General features: G+C 60.4%; 14 protein-coding genes, 2 tRNA genes and 1 rRNA gene. 7 read left to right on the top strand and 10 right to left on the bottom strand.

Translation table 11 applies throughout. The features are described 5' to 3' along the window. Window positions 1-246: 246 nt before the first annotated feature. Complete coding sequence (locus tag GH665_RS19910) at window positions 247-3846, bottom strand: indolepyruvate ferredoxin oxidoreductase family protein (protein ID WP_153137693.1); 3600 nt, start codon at window positions 3844-3846, stop codon at window positions 247-249. A gap of 347 nt (window positions 3847-4193) precedes the next feature. Between GH665_RS19910 and GH665_RS19905 the strand changes: the two genes are divergently transcribed. Then, entirely contained in the window at window positions 4194-4400 is a 207-nt protein-coding gene (locus tag GH665_RS19905) for a hypothetical protein (RefSeq protein ID WP_153137691.1), read from the top strand. Between the two features lie 138 nt (window positions 4401-4538). Here the strand turns inward: GH665_RS19905 and hppD are convergent, their stop codons facing one another. Then, complete coding sequence (hppD, locus tag GH665_RS19900; RefSeq protein WP_153137689.1) at window positions 4539-5636, bottom strand: 4-hydroxyphenylpyruvate dioxygenase; 1098 nt, start codon at window positions 5634-5636, stop codon at window positions 4539-4541. Window positions 5637-5844: 208 nt separating this feature from the next. On the opposite strand from hppD, the gene GH665_RS19895 reads away from it, so the two are divergent. Next, complete coding sequence (locus tag GH665_RS19895; RefSeq protein ID WP_046567527.1) at window positions 5845-6342, top strand: Lrp/AsnC family transcriptional regulator; 498 nt, start codon at window positions 5845-5847, stop codon at window positions 6340-6342. An 80-nt stretch (window positions 6343-6422) separates the two neighbouring features. Here GH665_RS19895 and GH665_RS19890 read toward each other — a convergent pair whose 3' ends face one another. From GH665_RS19890 to paaA, 8 genes are all read right to left on the bottom strand, one after another. After that, complete coding sequence (locus GH665_RS19890) at window positions 6423-7091, bottom strand: GNAT family N-acetyltransferase (protein ID WP_153137687.1); 669 nt, start codon at window positions 7089-7091, stop codon at window positions 6423-6425. Window positions 7092-7333: 242 nt separating this feature from the next. Further along, complete coding sequence (locus tag GH665_RS19885) at window positions 7334-7942, bottom strand: TetR/AcrR family transcriptional regulator (RefSeq protein ID WP_153137686.1); 609 nt, start codon at window positions 7940-7942, stop codon at window positions 7334-7336. Between the two features lie 14 nt (window positions 7943-7956). Continuing rightward, a complete protein-coding gene (locus GH665_RS19880; protein WP_153137684.1) occupies window positions 7957-8769 on the bottom strand; it encodes a DUF1835 domain-containing protein in 813 nt (270 codons plus the stop codon). 158 nt (window positions 8770-8927) lie between these two features. Then, complete coding sequence (paaE, locus tag GH665_RS19875; RefSeq protein ID WP_153137682.1) at window positions 8928-10016, bottom strand: 1,2-phenylacetyl-CoA epoxidase subunit PaaE; 1089 nt, start codon at window positions 10014-10016, stop codon at window positions 8928-8930. A 1-nt stretch (window position 10017) separates the two neighbouring features. After that, complete coding sequence (paaD, locus tag GH665_RS19870) at window positions 10018-10560, bottom strand: 1,2-phenylacetyl-CoA epoxidase subunit PaaD (protein WP_153137680.1); 543 nt, start codon at window positions 10558-10560, stop codon at window positions 10018-10020. Window positions 10561-10603: 43 nt separating this feature from the next. Beyond that, entirely contained in the window at window positions 10604-11407 is an 804-nt protein-coding gene (gene paaC / locus GH665_RS19865; RefSeq protein ID WP_153137679.1) for a 1,2-phenylacetyl-CoA epoxidase subunit PaaC, read from the bottom strand. Between the two features lie 8 nt (window positions 11408-11415). Further along, on the bottom strand, window positions 11416-11700 hold the full coding sequence (paaB, locus tag GH665_RS19860) for a 1,2-phenylacetyl-CoA epoxidase subunit PaaB (RefSeq protein ID WP_007179854.1): 285 nt from the start codon (window positions 11698-11700) through the stop codon (window positions 11416-11418). A gap of 55 nt (window positions 11701-11755) precedes the next feature. Continuing rightward, complete coding sequence (paaA, locus tag GH665_RS19855; RefSeq protein WP_153137677.1) at window positions 11756-12754, bottom strand: 1,2-phenylacetyl-CoA epoxidase subunit PaaA; 999 nt, start codon at window positions 12752-12754, stop codon at window positions 11756-11758. Window positions 12755-12972: 218 nt separating this feature from the next. Here paaA and GH665_RS19850 point away from each other — a divergent pair, with 218 nt between their 5' ends. From GH665_RS19850 to GH665_RS19830, 5 genes are all read left to right on the top strand, one after another. Beyond that, entirely contained in the window at window positions 12973-14598 is a 1626-nt protein-coding gene (locus GH665_RS19850; protein ID WP_153137674.1) for an NAD(P)/FAD-dependent oxidoreductase, read from the top strand. Window positions 14599-14865: 267 nt separating this feature from the next. Beyond that, window positions 14866-16134 (top strand): SGNH/GDSL hydrolase family protein, encoded by a 1269-nt coding sequence (locus tag GH665_RS19845; protein WP_153137672.1) that lies wholly within the window; start codon window positions 14866-14868, stop codon window positions 16132-16134. 489 nt (window positions 16135-16623) lie between these two features. Continuing rightward, a 16S ribosomal RNA gene (locus tag GH665_RS19840) occupies window positions 16624-18154 on the top strand. 76 nt (window positions 18155-18230) lie between these two features. After that, a tRNA-Ile gene (locus GH665_RS19835) sits at window positions 18231-18307 on the top strand. Between the two features lie 67 nt (window positions 18308-18374). Beyond that, a tRNA-Ala gene (locus GH665_RS19830) sits at window positions 18375-18450 on the top strand. The last annotated feature ends 79 nt before the right edge of the window (window positions 18451-18529 follow it).

Raw genomic sequence — 18529 nt, 5'->3', positions numbered from 1 at the left:
GTGTGTTGTTGCAGTTGAAGTTGAAGTAGGTAGTTGACGTTGCAGTAGGCAGTTGAAGTTAGTAGTTGCTGTCTGGTAGTTGTTTGTTTTTGGTTGGTTGTTGTTGTGTTGTTGGAAGGAGCAGTACCGCTTGTTCTTGTACACACGCATCACGTGTCGAAGCAGGCAAAAAAAGGCGACTGTCCGTGAGGGCAGCCGCCTTTTCCATTTTCAGGCCGGCGTTGGCAAATCAAGCGGGCAATGCAATCAAGCCGCGTGCTGAGTTTTCCCCGCTTCCGGCGAGCGCCAGCGCGTTAGCAACTCGTTCCACTTGACCCGCACGCCCTTCAGATTATTTTCCTTCACATGGCCATAGCCGCGGATGCCATCCGGCAGATTCGCCAGTTCGACGGCCAGCTCACGCTTTTGCGAAGTCAGGCCGCCGATCAGCTCACGCACCAGCGCTTCATATTCCCCAATCAGCGCGCGTTCAGTGCGACGTTCTTCAGTCTTGCCGAACAGGTCGAGTGCCGTGCCGCGCAGGAATTTCAGCCTGGCCAGCATATGCATGGCGCTGAACATCCACGGTCCATACTTCTTCTTGACCAGATGACCTTTGGCGTCCTTCTTCGAGAATGTCGGCGGTGCGAGATGGAGGTGCAGCTTCCAGTCGCCTTCGAAAGTCGCTTTCAGTTTTTCGATGAACGCCGGGTCGCTGTACAGGCGCGCGACTTCATATTCGTCCTTGTAAGCCATTAATTTGTGCAGATTTTTCGCGACCGCTTCAGTCAACGGCAACTGGCTGTCGATCGAATCGAGCGCGGATTCGGCCACACGCACTTGCGACACCAATGCACGATAACGGTCCGCGTAAGCCGCGTTCTGATACGCGGCGAGATAGTCGGCGCGCTTGTCGATCAGCGTGTCGAGCGCTTTTGGCGTATGCAGCGAAATGATCTTGCTGCTCGTCGTTTCCGCTGCGGCACCGCGCCCTTGCGACTGTGCGAGCTTGCGCACCGCGGCCAGGTCATGTGCGGCGCGCCGGCCCCATTCGAACGCCGCGCGATTCTTCTCGATCTGCACGTTGTTCAGCTCGATCGCGCGCATCAGCGACTGATAGGTCAGCGGCACCCAGCCGCGTTGCCACGCGTAGCCGAGCACGAACGGGTTCGTGTAGATCGCATCGCCGAGCAGCGCGACGGCGAAGTGATTCGCGTCGACCATATCGACACCGTCGTCGCCCGCACCGGCACGCACGTCCGCTTCCGTGCTGCTGCCCGGGAAGCGCCAGTCGGGGTTCTTGATCAACGCGGCGGTCGGCGTGTGCGCGCTATTGAGCACGACGCGCGTGTGACCGGCCTGCATCCGCGAGACGCATTCGTCGCTTGCCGTGACGATCGCATCGCAGCCGATCACGAGACTGGCTTCTCCCATCGCGATGCGGGTTGCGTGGATGTCGGCCGGGTTCCTGGCGATCTGCACGTGGCTCATCACGGCGCCGCCCTTTTGCGCGAGGCCGGTGACGTCGAGTACCGTGACGCCTTTGTTTTCCAGGTGCGCGGCCATCCCGAGCAATGCGCCGATCGTCACGACACCCGTGCCGCCGACGCCCGTCACCAGCACGCCATAGGGACGCTCGATCGACGGCAACTCAGGTTCCGGCACCGGCGGCATCGCGTCGGCGACAATGCCTGACGCCGCCTTTGGCTTACGCAGTTGCCCACCTTCCACCGAGACAAAACTCGGGCAGAACCCGTTTACGCACGAGAAGTCCTTGTTGCAGGTCGACTGATTGATCTGGCGTTTGGTGCCGAACTCGGTATCGAGCGGTTCCACGGACAGACAATTCGACTTGACCGAGCAATCGCCGCAGCCTTCGCATACCGCTTCGTTGATCACGACACGGCGTGCCGGATCCGGATATGTGCCGCGTTTCCTGCGGCGACGCTTCTCGGTTGCACAGGTCTGGTCGTAGATCAGGATCGTGGTGCCGGGAATCTCGCGAAGCTGACGCTGAACTTCGTCGAGCTGGTCGCGATGATGAATGTCGATGCCAGGCGCGAGACCGACGTTCGCAGAGTATTTCTCCGGTTCATCGGTGACGATCACGATTTTCGTCGCGCCTTCCGCAGCCAGTTGATGCGTAATCTGCGGCACGGTCAGCACGCCGTCGACTGGCTGGCCGCCCGTCATCGCGACCGCGTCGTTATAGAGAATCTTGTAGGTGATATTTGCTTTCGACGCGATCGCCGCGCGAATTGCGAGCAGGCCCGAATGGAAGTAGGTGCCGTCGCCGAGATTGGCGAACACGTGCTTGTCGTTGGTGAACGGCGCCTGGCCGATCCACGCGACGCCTTCGCCACCCATCTGGCTGAAGGTGCTAGTGCTGCGGTCCATCCAGACAGTCATGTAGTGGCAGCCGATGCCGGCCATCGCACGTGAGCCTTCCGGCACGTTCGTCGAGGTATTGTGCGGACAACCCGAGCAGAACCACGGCTTGCGTTCGGCTTCGACGCGCGGACGCGCCAGGGCTTTTTCCTTCGCTTCGATTACCGCGATGCGCGTCGCAATGCGCGCGCGGACGTCGGACGGCAGGTCGAACTTGTCGAGGCGCGTGGCGATTGCCTTGGCGATGATCGCCGGCGAAAGTTCGTAGTGGGCCGGCAGCAGCCAGTTGCCCATCGGCACCGACCATTCGCCACCCGCGCCGTCCTTCTCGTCGAACTTGCCGAACACGCGCGGACGCTGCGCATCGGGCCAGTTGTACAGTTCTTCCTTGATTGCGTATTCGAGAATCTGGCGCTTCTCTTCGACCACCAGAATTTCCTGAAGACCGCGCGCGAACGCATGGGCGCCTTGCGCCTCAAGCGGCCATACACAGCCGACTTTGTACAAACGGATGCCGATGCGCGAACAGGTTTCGTCATCGAGGCCGAGGTCGGTCAGCGCCTGACGCACGTCAAGATAAGCCTTGCCGCCGGTCATGATGCCGAAACGCGCATGCGGCGAATCGATTTCGACGCGGTCCAGTTTGTTCGCGCGCACATAGGCGAGCGCCGCGTACCACTTGTAGTCGAGCAGACGCGCTTCCTGCACCAATGGCGGATCCGGCCAGCGAATATTCAGGCCGCCTTCGGGCATCGCGAAGTCGTCCGGCAGAATGATTTTTGTGCGGTGCGGGTCGATATCGACGGAAGCTGACGATTCGACCACGTCGGTCACGCACTTCATCGCTACCCACAAACCGGAATAGCGGCTCATCGCCCAGCCGTGCAGGCCGAAGTCCAGATATTCCTGCACGTTCGACGGAAACAGCACCGGCAGGCCACACGCCTTGAAGATGTGTTCCGACTGATGTGCGAGTGTCGAGGATTTGGCGGCGTGGTCGTCGCCGGCGAGCACCAGAACGCCGCCGTGTTGCGCCGATCCGGCCGAATTACCGTGCTTGAAGACGTCGCCGGAGCGGTCGACGCCCGGACCCTTGCCGTACCACATCGAGAACACGCCGTCGTATTTGGCGCTCGGATACAGATTGACCTGCTGTGAACCCCATACGGCGGTCGCCGCGAGGTCCTCGTTGACACCGGGTTGGAAGACCACGCGGTGCGCGGCGAGATGCTGCTTCGCTTTCCACAGAGACTGGTCGAGTCCACCGAGTGGCGATCCGCGATAACCGGAGATAAACCCCGCGGTATTGAGCCCGGCGGCGTGGTCGCGTTCCTGCTGCAACATCGGCAGACGCACCAGCGCCTGGATGCCGCTCATGTACGCGCGGCCGCGTTCGAGGGTGTATTTGTCGTCGAGCGTGACAGAAGATAGCGCGGCTTCGAGCGAGGCTCGCTGACCTGCGTCTAGCGGGGCATTCATTATGTGTACTCCTCCACCCAGTTTGGGATCGCCAAAACTTTTTGGGCCGCGGCATCTTGTGAATGCGTATGGCCGGGGTCGCCATATTGACGTGTTTTAAGTGATGGTAGCACTGGTAAAAACCCGCCGCAGCGCACCCGTAAATGCGGCAGCGCAGCGTGATTCCGACGGATCACAAGGGAAGACTCCCTGGGCAGGAGCGCCACTGTAACAAGCTGTAAAAACTACAAATCTGCGGAACCGCAGTTGAAATTTCTGTCTAACACCCCACCTGCGAGCAATGTCTGCGCAACGCTCCGCATTCGGTGGAGCTTCAGGACAGCAGGGCAGTTAGAAAAGGAGTACGCATGAACACTAGAAACATCCAGACGTTCCTGATGGTTTCGGCCGCATTCTTCGCCATGAGCGCGCCGGTACGCTCGAGCACCAACTCGGGCAGCGCAGGGACGCTGTCGAACGCGATCACCAGCACGGCGCAAGTCGCGCCGGCGCGCATTGCGGTGGAGCGCATTGCACGATCCACAAAGGCCGGCGAGGAAGAACAGAATTCGTGATGCGTCGCTGAGGCGACGTATCGGTTGAAAATCGGCCGCTGTCCGGGCTTCGGACAACGGCACAAACGACAAAGGGCGAGAATCGCAAGATCCTCGCCCTTTTTTATTTCTCCCAGATTCCGCGCCGGCTTTTAGTCGTCAGGCCTTGTCCTGAACCACGCCACGGCGAATCTGATCCAGCTCGATCGATTCGAACAGCGCCTTGAAATTGCCCTCGCCGAAGCCCTGGTTGCCCTTGCGCTGGATGATCTCGAAGAAGATCGGTCCGATCTGGTTTTCGGTGAAGATTTGCAGCAGCAAGTCGTCGGGGGCGCCGTCGATCAGGATCTTGCGCTTGCGCAATTCGTCGAGCGGCTCGCCGTGGTTCGGCACGCGGCGATCGACCAGTTCATAGTACGTGTCGATCGTATCGAGCAGCGAGATGTTCGCCGCGCGCAAGCCGTCCACCGTGCGGTAGATGTCGTTGCTGCCCAGCGCGATGTGCTGAATGCCTTCGCCGTGGTACTCGTCCAGGTATTCCTGGATTTGACCGGCCACGTCCGAGCCTTCTTCGTTGATCGGAATGCGGATCTTGCCGCACGGCGAGGTCATCGCCTTCGATTTCACGCCGGTCACCTTGCCTTCGATGTCGAAGTAACGCACTTCACGGAAATTGAACAGGCGCTCGTAGAACTCCGCCCATTCCTGCATGCGGCCGCGATGGACGTTGTGCGTCAGGTGATCGATATAGGTCAGGCCGTGGCCGACCGGGTTCGGATTCGCGCCCGGGATCGGTTCGAAGTCGACGTCGTAAATATCGATGTTGCCAATGCTGCCCGTCTCGGCGCCGTTTTTGCCGCGCCAGCGGTCGACGAAATAGATCAGCGAGTCGCCGATACCCTTGATTGCCGGGATGTTCAGCTCCATCGGGCCGGTCTTGTTATCGAAGCCCCAGGCGCCTTTTTCCAGAGCCTGCTGGTAAGCCTTCGCCGCGTCCTGCACACGGAAGGCAATCGCGCAGATCGACGGACCATGCAGGCGCGTGAAACGTTGCGCGAACGAATGCTGTTCCCCGTTGACGATGAAATTGATATCGCCCTGGCGATACAGCGTCACGTCTTTGTGACGATGCCGGGCGACGGCGGTGAAGCCCATCTGTTCGAACAGCTTGCCGAGCGCTTTCGGGTCCGGGGCGGTGTATTCGATGAATTCGAAGCCGTCGGTGCCGACCGGGTTTTCCCAAGTTGAAACCTGCATTGTCTGTCTCCTATGTCGACCAGAGTTGGCGCTTCAGCACTTACTCCGATCCCATGCAACGCTAAATGCTGGTGGGGGAGGAGGCGAGTTAGCGCGACTGAATGACGCAAGTGTAAAGGCCGGCTGGTGACGAAAACTTGCGAAGTTAATCGTGCGCCGATACGCTTGAGCTATTTTCTAGCTTGATTTTCAACATGGGCAGCAGGAAATGGCCAAAATAGAAATAGACGCCATCGACAGACGCATTCTGGCAATCCTTCAGGAGAATGGCCGGCTGTCGAATCAGGAGATCGCTGAACGCATCAATCTGTCGCCGAGCCCATGTCTACGGCGTATCCGTCGGTTGGAGGAGAGTGGGGTGATTCGAGGCTACGTTGCGCTGCTCGATCCGCAAAAGCTCGGGCTCGATCTGCTGGCCTATGTCAACGTGCGGCTGGAAAAGCGCAGCGGTCCGGCGCTTAGCCCGCGCAGCGGCGCCACGCATGCCGATCTGTTTCGCGCAGCGGTGCAGACGTGGCCGGAAGTGGTTGCGTGCCACGCGATGACGGGCGATATGGATTACCTGCTGCGTGTGCAGGTCGAGGATATGGCGCACTTTTCACGTTTCGTGCAGGAGCAGTTGCTGCACCACCCGTCTGTGATCGACGTGAAGACGAGCTTTTCGCTCGAGAAGTTCAAGGAGACGACGGCGCTGCCGATTTTGTGAGCACCGGGCTACCGTCAACTGACAGACAAACAAAAAGGGCAGCCGCGAGGCCGCCCTTTTTCGCTCGAAACGCAGACCGGTTAAGCGGCCTCAGCTGCCGGCATGAACGATTCGAACAGCTTCGACGCCTGACGCGCCTGGCGCTTGAGTGCGTAGTCGAACACCGCGGCTTGCTCCTGCAGCATTTCAGCAATGATGCTCGATTGATCCGCCGGCGGCAGCGTCAGATAGGCATCGGCTTCGCCGTACGCGTATTCGATCTTCATGCCAGCCTTCTTCGCAATGTGCATCATGGTCGAATTGCGCGACAGGCAATGCATGTAGAGCGTGGTGACATGCGTATTGCGGCTACGGATGGCGGCGCGTTCGAATAGCTTGGAGCCGATCCCGCGCCCCCGGGCGCTTTCCAGCACCGACACACCGAATTCGGCTGTGCGCTTGTCACCTTCGGCCGGCAGGTACGCCAAATGGCCGACGCCAGTGAGTTGCAGCTGACTGTTGAACACGCCAAAAACCGTGTCGCGCGTGAAATCGATCGCGCGGACGTAGTTTTCAATAACGTGGTTCGGCACGATCTGGCCGAAACGCAGGAGGCGGTCGTCTTCGCCGAGCGCGAGGAAGTGGGTTAGCAGCCGCTCGCGGTCGACGGCGGTGAGTTCGCGGACCAGAGCAGGCGCACGACCGCCTGACTGCAACAGACGATCGTGTGCGACGATCGGCTCAGCGGCGCGGGGTGTAATCATGTTCATGGTCGGGTTCTCCTTTTAATCGAGCGGCATGGTGCACCGCAAAAACGATTTTAGCGGAAACCTCGATTTGACACTAGGGAAAACCCGTATCTAAAATTGAAGAGAATGCCTAAAAAGCTAGCGCCCTATTTTTATGGCATTGATTATTAAAGAGAAATAAATTGAACGAGCGTTCGTGACAAGTTGTCGCGTTCAGGCCACTTGCTCCAATTACTTCGTCTGAATAATGTTGCCGTGCGCAATCAGCCTTCGGTAGAGCTCAATCCGTGGTCCACCATATTGACCACCTGCTCGGCAAATTCACGGTAGCCCATCCGACCGTCCGGCTTGAGCCAGGTGAACGTCCAGTTGATCATGCCGAACACCATCATCGTCAGCGCGGTCTGGTTTTCACGCGTGGCGCGTTTCGGATAGGCGCGCGCCAACTGCCGCGCGAACGCCGCGACCACGTCGCGCTGGCGGTTCAGGATGACCTCTCGCTGGGTGTCGACCAGATATTTCACGTCGTTGAGCAGCGCGACGTGGCGGCTGTGCGACGTCTCGTACTCGGACAGAAACGCGCGGATCAGTTCCGCGAAGGTTTCCCGCTCGGACAGTCCGCGGCGTTGGCTTGCCCCTTCCACCTCCGCGATGATTAGCATCAGCCGCTTCGTGTAGCGGTCGAGCAGATCGAACAGGATCGCTTCCTTGCTCGCGTAATAGTGGTACAGGCGCGCTTTCGAGGTGCCGCTGGCGGCGGCGAGGTCAGCCATCGAGGTGCTCGGGTAGCTGGTCTGCGCGAATTTCGCCGCGGCCAGTTCGAGGATCTGATCGCGCTGGGTTTCGTGGTCGGGTGCTCGGGTACGGGCCATGGTTGTCTATTTTATTAGTGTGGACAGGGGGCAAGCGCCGCGCACATTTCCAGGGTGCGCCATGCACCCGTATCGCCACGCAGCTTGATGCGGCGCGTCGCGGCCAGTTCGCGAAAGCGCCACAACACGATGCTGTCGCTTACCAGATACCCGAGTTCGGCGGCCATCAGTTCGGCGGCAACTCTTGCTGCGGGTTGCCAGTCGCCGGTGGCTTGTTCGAGAATCAGCGCGTCCAGGTCGGCGAAGCTGCCGCTCGTAAAAGTGTTGTCGCGCCAGCGCCGGGTCTCGCCATTCGCGTGCTTGGCTTCCTGCCATTCGAGTGCGAGCCGGCTAATGCGTAGAACCGAAATCGGCGCCGCGTCCGCCAGACGCCCTTGCAATACGGCCGGCGCGAACATCCCGACGGAGGTCGCGCGATCTTTGCGGCTGTGCGCCCATGCGCCCGGATCGGTGAGGTCCCGGATCGACAGACGCACCTCATTCAGTCGCTGCGGGCTGTTGCGCAGGTGGTAGCAGACGCGGCGGAGCATAAGTTGATCGGCTGAGCTTTCACCGTGCCAGACCACCAGGTTCGTCTCACCGCGCGCGATGTTTTCCAGCGCGGCCGCCTGCTCACGGAATTCCCGCAGAAAGTCACGCCTGGTGTCGATGCTGACGCGGTCCCAGAACTCCGCTCGCACGTCGGGTCCGTCATCGATACCGCGCAGCGGACCGACCGCCAGATCGTCGCGCAGTGCGTGCACGCGATCGTCGCGGCCCGCCTCGGCTAGCGCGGCGCGCAGTGATTCGGCGGCGACGTCGCCATTGGTGAGGTGGATGGTGCTCATCGGCAGTGGCTTGGGCTTGCAAAAAACGACAAAAGACAAAAAAGGGGCCGCTCATCGATCGGGACAGATGTCCGATCGAGAGCGGCCCCTAGTGTAAGCGGATCGCGGACCTGCTGAAAGCGTTCCGGGCGTCGCATGGCTAACCCGGCACACCTGGCTCAGCGTTCGTCGTAACTCACCACCACACGATCGCTGATTGGATGGCATTGGCAGGTCAGCACGAAGCCCTCGCGGATTTCGTGTTCTTCCAGCGTGTAGTTCTTTTCCATCTTGACCTCGCCTTCGAGCACCTTTGCGCGGCATGTGCAGCAGACGCCGCCCTTGCACGCATACGGCAGCGCGAGGCCGGCACGCAGACCGACGTCGAGCACGCTCACGCCCTGGTAAGGCAGGCGCAGCTTGCGCCGTTTCCCGTCGAGGACGATTTCGAGGTCGGCGGCCGGGGTATCGTCGGTGATTTCGACCGGCGGCACGCCCGCCTGCGGCAGCGGCGAACCGAAGCGCTCCACATGCACTTTGGCCGACGGCACGCCCGCGGCTTTCAGTGCGGCCTCGGCGGCATCCATCATCAGGGCAGGGCCGCAAATGAAGGCTTCGTCGATTGCGTCGGCAGGCAGCAGGTTTTCGATGAAGGCCGCGCATTTCTGCTGGTCAAGCACACCGTTAAACAGCTCGACGTCCTGCAGGTCGTCGGACAGCACGTGATAGAGCACGAAGCGGTTCATGAAGCGGTTCTTCAGATCTTCGAGTTCTTCCGCGAACATGATCTGGTCGACGCTGCGGTTGCCGTACACCAGCGTGAAGGTGCTGCGCGGCTCGACTTCGAGCGTCGTCTTGATGATGGCGAGCACCGGCGTGATGCCCGATCCGCCGGAAAACGCGATGTACTGCTGGCCTTGATCGGCGTTCAGGTGGGTGAAGAACCGGCCGTCGGGCGTCATCACGTCAATCGTATGGCCGGGCTGCAGCGTGTCGAACGCGAAGTTCGAGAAACGCCCGCCGCGCACGCGCTTGATGCCGATGCGCAGTTCGCCGTCGCGATCGTAATCGGTGACGCCGACGCAGATCGAATACGAACGGCGCGTTTCTTCACCGTCGATGTGCGTTTTCAGCGTGACGAACTGGCCTTGCGTGAAGCGATACTGATCGCGCAGTTCGGCGGGGATTTCGAAAGCGACCGACACCGCATCAGCGGTTTCGGGCCGCACTTCGCGGATACGCAGCGGATGGAATTGCGGGGTAGCCATATCAGTATGGTTTGAAGTAGTCGAAGGGTTCGCGGCAGTCGAGGCAGCGATAGAGCGCTTTGCAGGCCGTCGAGCCGAATTGCGCGAGACGCTCGGTATGCGCCGAACCGCAGCGCGGACACGACGGAGCCGGCAGCGCACGCGGCATGAAACGCAGCACTTTTTCCTCGGGCTGCATGGCGGCGCCGCAATTGCCCGTGGGCGGTGCGATTCCATAGGCTCGCAGCTTTTCACGCGCGTCGGCGGTCATCCAGTCGGTGGTCCAGGCCGGAGCGAGGACTGTGGCAATCCGATACGGCTTCAGCTCGGCCACATCGAGCGCGTGGGCGATGTCTTCGGCGATCTGCGACATCGCCGGGCACCCGGAATAGGTCGGCGTGATCACGACTTCCAGCGTGCCGTCGGCGGCGCGCCGAACGTCTCGCAGAATACCCAGTTCCCGAATCGACACCACCGGAATCTCCGGATCAGGCACCGTTTCGAGCACGGCCCATGCGCGTTCCAGCGCGGCATCGGCAGGGGGCGTGGCAGTCGAGGTCGTCATCGTGAAGTTCCGTCGGGTTCCAGTTGTGCGCGCGGCTGCGTGCTTACCAGGTGGCGCCGGGATGCTGGCGCGCGAGGCTTTGCATTTCAGCCAGCACGAAGCCCATGTGCTCCGAGTGCTCACCGTGCTTGCCGGTCGTGATGTGCTTGACCGCTTCGGGCAGTTTGAGCGTGGCTTCGGCGAGGGTGGCCTGTACGTCTTCGAGCCATGCCGCTTCGAGTTCGGAGGTCAACGGCCCGATGCCGGCGGCGGCGATGACTTCCTCCACGGCGTCGGCACTGAAAAACTCACGCGTGTAAGGCAGCAGATAGTCGAGTGCGGCTTGCGCGCGGCGATGCGATTCGTCCGTGCCGTCACCGAAACGGGTCAGCCATTCGCTCGCGTGATGCACGTGATAGCTGGTTTCCTTGATCGACTTGGAGGCGATCGCGGCAAGCTGCTCATCCTTCGACTCAGTGAGCGCCGACCACAGATGCGCCATCAGCGTCGAGTACAGGAAATTGCGCACGATCGTGACCGCGTAATCCTTCTCGGCTTGCGCGGTGCCGGCGAGCGGGCCGTAATGCGGCAACTCCGCCAGCGTGTAGTTGGCGAACTCGCGCTCGGCACGGAAGTACGCGTAGTCGTCTTCCGTGCGGCTTTTGCCGGTGAGTTGCTGCTCCAGCGTGGCGGCGTGTGTGTACAGCAAACGCGCCTGTCCGATCAGATCGAGACTCATGTTCGACAGCGCGATGTCCTCTTCGAGGATCGGGCCGTGACCGCACCACTCGGTATTGCGCTGACCGAGGATCAGCGCGGTGTCCGCGAGGCGCAGCACGTACTGCAGATGTTGGGGCGTGATGTTCATGGCCGCGCTTACATGTGGTTGACTTCGTCGGGGAGCGTGTAGAACGTCGGGTGGCGGTAAATCTTGTCGCCAGCCGGTTCGAACAGCTCCGCCTTGTCTTCCGGCGCGGACGCCGTGATTGCCGACGACGGCACCACCCAGATGCTTACGCCTTCCTGGCGGCGGGTGTAGACGTCGCGCGCCATGCGCAGCGCCATCGGCGCGTCGGCGGCATGCAGGCTGCCGCAGTGTTTATGGTCGAGTCCCTGCTTGCTGCGCACGAAGACTTCCCAAATCGGCCATTCCTTGTTCATTGCTGATCTCCTGATACTTTGTTCGGCTTGCCGCGTGAGCGCGTGAGCGCGTGGGTTAAGCGGCCTGCTGTTGCGCGCGCTGGCGCTGCTTTTCGGCGTGGGCGAGCGCGGCTTCGCGAACCCAGGTGCCTTCGTCGTGCGCTTTTACGCGGGTCGCGAGACGCTCGCGATTGCACGGACCGTCGCCATTCACGACGCGCCAGAATTCTTCCCAGTCGATGTCGCCGTAGTCGTGATGGCCGCGGGCTTCGTTCCACTTCAGGTCCGGATCCGGCAGCTTGACGCCGAGTACCTTGGCCTGGTCGACGGTGGCGTCGACGAATTTCTGGCGCAGGTCGTCGTTCGAGATGCGCTTGATGCCCCATTTCGACGATTGATTGCTGTGGATCGAGTCTTTGTCGCTCGGACCGAACATCATCAGCACGGGCCACCACCAGCGGTTCACGGCTTGCTGAACCAGCTCGCGTTGCGCTTCGGTGCCGCTCATCATCGACATGAGCGCGTCGAATCCCTGGCGCTGATGGAACGACTCTTCCTTGCAGATGCGGATCATGGCGCGTGCGTACGGACCGTACGTGCAGCGGCACAGAGGAATCTGGTTCATGATCGCCGCGCCGTCCACCAGCCAGCCGATCACGCCGACGTCCGCCCATGTGGGCGTCGGGTAATTGAAAATGCTCGAATATTTGGCCTTGCCCGAGTGCAGCGCTGCGATCAACTGGTCGCGCGACACGCCGAGCGTTTCGGCCGCACTATATAGATAGAGGCCATGGCCGGCTTCATCCTGCACTTTGGCGAGGAGGATTGCCTTGCGCTTCAGGCTGGGCGCGCGCGTGATCCAGTTGCCCTCCGGCAGCATGCCGACGATCTCAGAATGCGCGTGCTGCGAGATTTGCCGCACCAACGTCTTGCGGTAGGCATCAGGCATCCAGTCCTGAGGCTCGATCTTGCCGTCGGCGGCCATGACCGCGTCGAATTGCGCCTGCTCGGGCGAACCCGCTGCCGCGTCGAGCGGGGCGACGTTGCCGGGGATATCCAGGGATTGCGTATACATGGGGACGCTCTCAGCGGAAGTTGTCTGTGTTTGCGCAGTATAAACCAACCGACCGGTCGGTTAATAAATTTTTTGAGACGAACTGCGATTATCGATAGGGGGAAGGAGGGTGTGTTACCGACGGCGTTTCACTTGCGCCACTGCCCCGTGCCGACACTTAACCTATAAAATTGCGAATTGGCTGCGATTTGCGGCCTTCCTGCATCCCCCCGGTACTCATGTTACGTCTAAGCGAAATCAAACTCCCGCTCGATCACCCCGAGAGCGCTCTCGAAGCCGCCGTCCGCGCGCGCCTCGCTGAACTCGGCGTGGGTGACGACGGACTCATCCGGTACACCGTGTTCCGTCGCGCGCACGACGCGCGCAAGCGCGCCGACATCAAGCTCACTTATATAGTCGACGTCGAGGTGAAGGATGAAGCGGCCGCGCTCAAACGGCTCGCCGATGTGCCGCACTGTGGTGTGACGCCGGACATGACGTACCATTTTGTCGCCAAAGCGCCGGCGCAGATGACTTCCCCGCGCCCGGTCGTGATCGGTATGGGGCCGTGCGGCCTGTTTGCCGGGCTAATCCTTGCCCAAATGGGCTTTTGTCCGATCATTCTCGAGCGCGGCAAGGCCGTGCGCGAGCGCACCAAAGATACTTTCGGCCTGTGGCGCAAGTCGGTGCTCAATCCTGAATCGAACGTGCAGTTCGGCGAAGGCGGCGCGGGTACCTTCTCGGACGGCAAGCTTTACAGTCAGATCAAGGATCCGAAGCACTACGGCCGCAAGGTGCTCGAGGAGTTTGTCCGCGCGGGTGCGCCGGAGGACATTCTTTATCTGAGCCGGCCCCATATCGGCACGTTCCGTCTGGTCAGCATGGTCGAAAAGATGCGCGCGACCATTCACGAGCTGGGCGGCGAGGTGCGTTTCGAGTCGCGGGTCGACGATATCGAAATCGACCAGGGCAAGGTGCGCGGGCTCAAACTGTCGACGGGCGAAACGCTGCGCTGCGACCATGTGGTGCTGGCCGTTGGCCATAGTGCACGCGATACCTTCCAGATGCTGAGCGACCGCGGCGTCTATATCGAAGCGAAACCGTTTTCGCTCGGTTTCCGGATCGAGCATCCGCAAGGGCTGATCGATCGCAGCCGTTTCGGCAAGTTCGCGGGGCACAAGCAACTCGGCGCCGCCGACTATAAGGTGGTGCATCACTGCAGTAATGGGCGCGCGGTTTATAGCTTCTGCATGTGCCCCGGCGGCACGGTGGTCGCGGCAACCTCCGAGCCGGGCCGCGTGGTGACCAACGGTATGAGCCAGTATTCGCGGGCGGAGCGCAATGCCAACGCCGGGATTGTCGTCGGCATTACGCCGGACGATTACCCGGGCGGCCCGCTCGCCGGTATTGCCTTCCAGCGCAAATGGGAAGAGCGGGCGTTCGAACTGGGCGGCGGCAACTATATGGCGCCGGGCCAGCTGGTCGGCGACTTTATCGCTGGGCGGCCGTCTACTTCGCTGGGATCGGTGGTGCCGTCCTACAAGCCGGGCGTGCATCCCACCGATCTCAGTACGGCGCTGCCCGACTACGTGATCGAAGCGATCCGCGAAGCTTTGCCGCAGATGGACAAAAAGATCGCCGGGTTTGCCATGCACGATGCTGTGCTGACGGGCGTCGAAACGAGAACGTCGTCACCGATTCGCGTGCGGCGCCGGGACGACTATCAGAGCATGAATGTCGAGGGCCTGTATCCGGCTGGCGAGGGCGCGGGGTACGCCGGCGGAATCTACTCGGCAGCCATCGACGGGATCGAAGTGGCCGAGGCGCTTGCGTTGAAAATGACCGGGGCGTCGGCAGCGGGCTGATTGGCGATGCGTCTGCGCTTGCGCCGAATGCCTGCGGCGCAGGCGCCGCGCCCGAAATCTCGTACTCTCTCGTGCTCTGTTGCAGGGAGAGCCGGGTGCATCCAGTTTCCGTTCCAGCGGCCGGATATCCATACCTCTCTCACCGGCCTTTCGATGCTGCCATCCCGATATGAGGCGCGGTGACCGCACGGTGGCATTCGCGCGGAGAGCCGCGATGGCCATGGCGATCGGGCACAATGCACGTTTCGCATCGAACTGACCACCCGAATGACCATTCGCACCCTGGCTGCCGCATGTGGCGCGGCGCTGCTTTGCCAATTTGCCGTTTCTTCGACTGTTTTTGCCGCTGACGCCCCAACGCATTGGGTTACCGCGTGGGCGACGGCCTTGCAGCCCATCCCGCAGCGGTCGGATTTGCCGCCGCTTTACCGCGCTCCGGAAGTCGCGGGGCGGACGGTTCGTCAGATCATCTATCCCACGCTGGCGGGTAAATCCGCGCGAATCCATCTCAGCAATGAGTACGGCAAGACAGCGCTTGTCATTGAAGATTTGCGCATCGCGCGCTCGGCCGGCGGAGCTGCTGCGCTGGGCAATGACAGTGCGCGTGTGACATTTGGCGGCAAGAGTTCGGTGAGCGTACCAGCGGGGGCGGAGTTAGACAGTGACCCGATTGGTATCGACATCGCAGAAGGCGCGCCCTATGCGGTTAGTGCGTTCATGGGGCCGGAACAACGGATCGTGGCGTGGCATCGAGTCTCGAGCCAGTTGAACTTCGTTTCCTCACCGGGTAATCACACCGCCGATACCTCCGCCGAGTCGTTTCGCGGGCGGTTTACGCAATATGTATGGGTGACGGGGTTGTCGGTGGACGCGCCTTCGTCGGCTGCAGTCGCTGCGATCGGCGACTCGATCACCGACGGCATGCGCTCCAGCCTGAATCAGAACCGACGCTGGCCGGACGCGCTGGCGCGTCGGTTCGCCAGCACTGGTGATCACTCGACGGCGATCGTCAATCTTGGCATCAGCGGCAATCGCTTATTGAGCGACTCAGTCTGCTATGGCGATGCGCTCGTGCGGCGGTTTGACCGGGACGTGCTGGAGCGTCCGGGCGTCAAGACGGCGATTCTGCTGATCGGAATCAACGACATCAATTTCTCCGAGATGCCTGCACGTAGCGGCCTCGATTGCGACTCTCCCCATACCTCGGTGACAGCCGCCGACCTGATTGCCGGTTACCAGCGGGTGATTGCGGATGCACGGCACCGTGGCGTGAAGGTGTTCGGCGCAACGTTGACTCCGGCTTCGCTGCCGGCGCCGCGGGAGGCGATCCGCCTGGCGGTCAATCAGTGGATTCGGACCAGCCACGCGTTCGACGGCATCGTAGATTTCGACGCAGCACTACGCGATCCGGCGCAACCGAGTCGCTTGCAACGAGCCTTTGATAGCGGCGATCATATTCATCCCAGCGACGCTGGATACACAGCAATGGCTGGCGCGGTTCCGATCGCAGCTTTAGTGAATTCGACCAGGAAGTGAGCCGTCAGAAAAAGATTTTCGCCAAAGCCTTGTCACATGGCCGAGGTTCGCCTATAGTTCGGCTCCTCGTTTGCGAACGAGGGCCGCGGCGGAAACCAGCGGCTGTGATGTCAACAAGGTTTTAAGCGAAAGCGGAAAAATGTTGTTGACAGAACGAAAAAGAGCCTTCATAATCTCGTTTCTCTGCTGCTGATGCAGCGACGCAGAACGAAGCGGTACCGGTGGTTGCGCAGGTGGGCGACACGGTGCGGATTCGGTGGTGAATGCGTATTTGATCTTTAAAAATTAACAGCCGATAAGTGTGGGCGCTTGATGCGCGACGCGCGGTGGACTCTTCGGGGTCTGCCGGAAGCGAAAGTATCAAGTCTCACACGAGTATTAAAGGAAGGTTTTCCTGTCGGGGTGGATTCACGCCGGCAGGTTAATCATTCGTCAGTACGTTGAGTGAGCGACCGGTTTCGAAAGAGACCGAAAAACAGTAACAGGTTTGAACTGAAGAGTTTGATCCTGGCTCAGATTGAACGCTGGCGGCATGCCTTACACATGCAAGTCGAACGGCAGCACGGGGGCAACCCTGGTGGCGAGTGGCGAACGGGTGAGTAATACATCGGAACGTGTCCTGTAGTGGGGGATAGCCCGGCGAAAGCCGGATTAATACCGCATACGCTCTACGGAGGAAAGGGGGGGATCTTAGGACCTCTCGCTACAGGGGCGGCCGATGGCAGATTAGCTAGTTGGTGGGGTAAAGGCCTACCAAGGCGACGATCTGTAGCTGGTCTGAGAGGACGACCAGCCACACTGGGACTGAGACACGGCCCAGACTCCTACGGGAGGCAGCAGTGGGGAATTTTGGACAATGGGGGCAACCCTGATCCAGCAATGCCGCGTGTGTGAAGAAGGCCTTCGGGTTGTAAAGCACTTTTGTCCGGAAAGAAAACGCTCTGGTTAATACCCGGGGCGGATGACGGTACCGGAAGAATAAGCACCGGCTAACTACGTGCCAGCAGCCGCGGTAATACGTAGGGTGCAAGCGTTAATCGGAATTACTGGGCGTAAAGCGTGCGCAGGCGGTCCGCTAAGACAGATGTGAAATCCCCGGGCTTAACCTGGGAACTGCATTTGTGACTGGCGGGCTAGAGTATGGCAGAGGGGGGTAGAATTCCACGTGTAGCAGTGAAATGCGTAGAGATGTGGAGGAATACCGATGGCGAAGGCAGCCCCCTGGGCCAATACTGACGCTCATGCACGAAAGCGTGGGGAGCAAACAGGATTAGATACCCTGGTAGTCCACGCCCTAAACGATGTCAACTAGTTGTCGGGTCTTCATTGACTTGGTAACGTAGCTAACGCGTGAAGTTGACCGCCTGGGGAGTACGGTCGCAAGATTAAAACTCAAAGGAATTGACGGGGACCCGCACAAGCGGTGGATGATGTGGATTAATTCGATGCAACGCGAAAAACCTTACCTACCCTTGACATGTATGGAATCCTGCTGAGAGGTGGGAGTGCCCGAAAGGGAGCCATAACACAGGTGCTGCATGGCTGTCGTCAGCTCGTGTCGTGAGATGTTGGGTTAAGTCCCGCAACGAGCGCAACCCTTGTCCCTAGTTGCTACGCAAGAGCACTCTAGGGAGACTGCCGGTGACAAACCGGAGGAAGGTGGGGATGACGTCAAGTCCTCATGGCCCTTATGGGTAGGGCTTCACACGTCATACAATGGTCGGAACAGAGGGTCGCCAACCCGCGAGGGGGAGCCAATCCCAGAAAACCGATCGTAGTCCGGATCGCACTCTGCAACTCGAGTGCGTGAAGCTGGAATCGCTAGTAATCGCGGATCAGCATGCCGCGGTGAATACGTTCCCGGGTCTTGTACACACCGCCCGTCACACCATGGGAGTGGGTTTTACCAGAAGTGGCTAGTCTAACCGCAAGGAGGACGGTCACCACGGTAGGATTCATGACTGGGGTGAAGTCGTAACAAGGTAGCCGTATCGGAAGGTGCGGCTGGATCACCTCCTTTCTCGAGCTAACGTGTCGAACGTTGAGCGCTCACGCTTATCGGCTGTGAAATTAGACAGTAAGTCAGACAGACTGAGGGGTCTGTAGCTCAGTCGGTTAGAGCACCGTCTTGATAAGGCGGGGGTCGATGGTTCGAATCCATCCAGACCCACCATTGTCTTGTCTGCGATGGCTGCGCTAGTCGATGAACCCCGAAGTGTGATGATGGTCTGTGCATGACTGGGGGATTAGCTCAGCTGGGAGAGCACCTGCTTTGCAAGCAGGGGGTCGTCGGTTCGATCCCGTCATCCTCCACCAATCTTCAATGCCGGTTTTACTGCGGCAAACCTTGAAAGGGGTTTGCGGTGTAGTGAAACAGGCATTGGCGATTGAGCCA

The sequence above is a fragment of the Paraburkholderia agricolaris genome, assembly GCF_009455635.1.
Taxonomy (GTDB): domain Bacteria; phylum Pseudomonadota; class Gammaproteobacteria; order Burkholderiales; family Burkholderiaceae; genus Paraburkholderia; species Paraburkholderia agricolaris.
Note: the sequence above shows the minus strand (reverse complement) of the source record. Positions and strands in the feature narration are given on the sequence as shown.

Bases quoted from the DNA above. Each gene is read 5' to 3' on its own strand.
- GH665_RS19890 (WP_153137687.1), bottom strand. From the start codon at position 7,091: ATGAACATGATTACACCCCGCGCCGCTGAGCCGATCGTCGCACACGAT.
- GH665_RS19885 (WP_153137686.1), bottom strand. From the start codon at position 7,942: ATGGCCCGTACCCGAGCACCCGACCACGAAACCCAGCGCGATCAGATC.
- paaB (WP_007179854.1), bottom strand. From the start codon at position 11,700: ATGAACAAGGAATGGCCGATTTGGGAAGTCTTCGTGCGCAGCAAGCAG.
- paaA (WP_153137677.1), bottom strand. From the start codon at position 12,754: ATGTATACGCAATCCCTGGATATCCCCGGCAACGTCGCCCCGCTCGAC.
- GH665_RS19845 (WP_153137672.1), top strand. From the start codon at position 14,866: ATGACCATTCGCACCCTGGCTGCCGCATGTGGCGCGGCGCTGCTTTGC.
- paaE (WP_153137682.1), bottom strand. From the start codon at position 10,016: ATGGCTACCCCGCAATTCCATCCGCTGCGTATCCGCGAAGTGCGGCCC.
- hppD (WP_153137689.1), bottom strand. From the start codon at position 5,636: ATGCAGGTTTCAACTTGGGAAAACCCGGTCGGCACCGACGGCTTCGAA.
- GH665_RS19850 (WP_153137674.1), top strand. From the start codon at position 12,973: ATGTTACGTCTAAGCGAAATCAAACTCCCGCTCGATCACCCCGAGAGC.
- GH665_RS19895 (WP_046567527.1), top strand. From the start codon at position 5,845: ATGGCCAAAATAGAAATAGACGCCATCGACAGACGCATTCTGGCAATC.
- GH665_RS19880 (WP_153137684.1), bottom strand. From the start codon at position 8,769: ATGAGCACCATCCACCTCACCAATGGCGACGTCGCCGCCGAATCACTG.
- paaC (WP_153137679.1), bottom strand. From the start codon at position 11,407: ATGAACATCACGCCCCAACATCTGCAGTACGTGCTGCGCCTCGCGGAC.
- GH665_RS19910 (WP_153137693.1), bottom strand. From the start codon at position 3,846: ATGAATGCCCCGCTAGACGCAGGTCAGCGAGCCTCGCTCGAAGCCGCG.
- paaD (WP_153137680.1), bottom strand. From the start codon at position 10,560: ATGACGACCTCGACTGCCACGCCCCCTGCCGATGCCGCGCTGGAACGC.
- GH665_RS19905 (WP_153137691.1), top strand. From the start codon at position 4,194: ATGAACACTAGAAACATCCAGACGTTCCTGATGGTTTCGGCCGCATTC.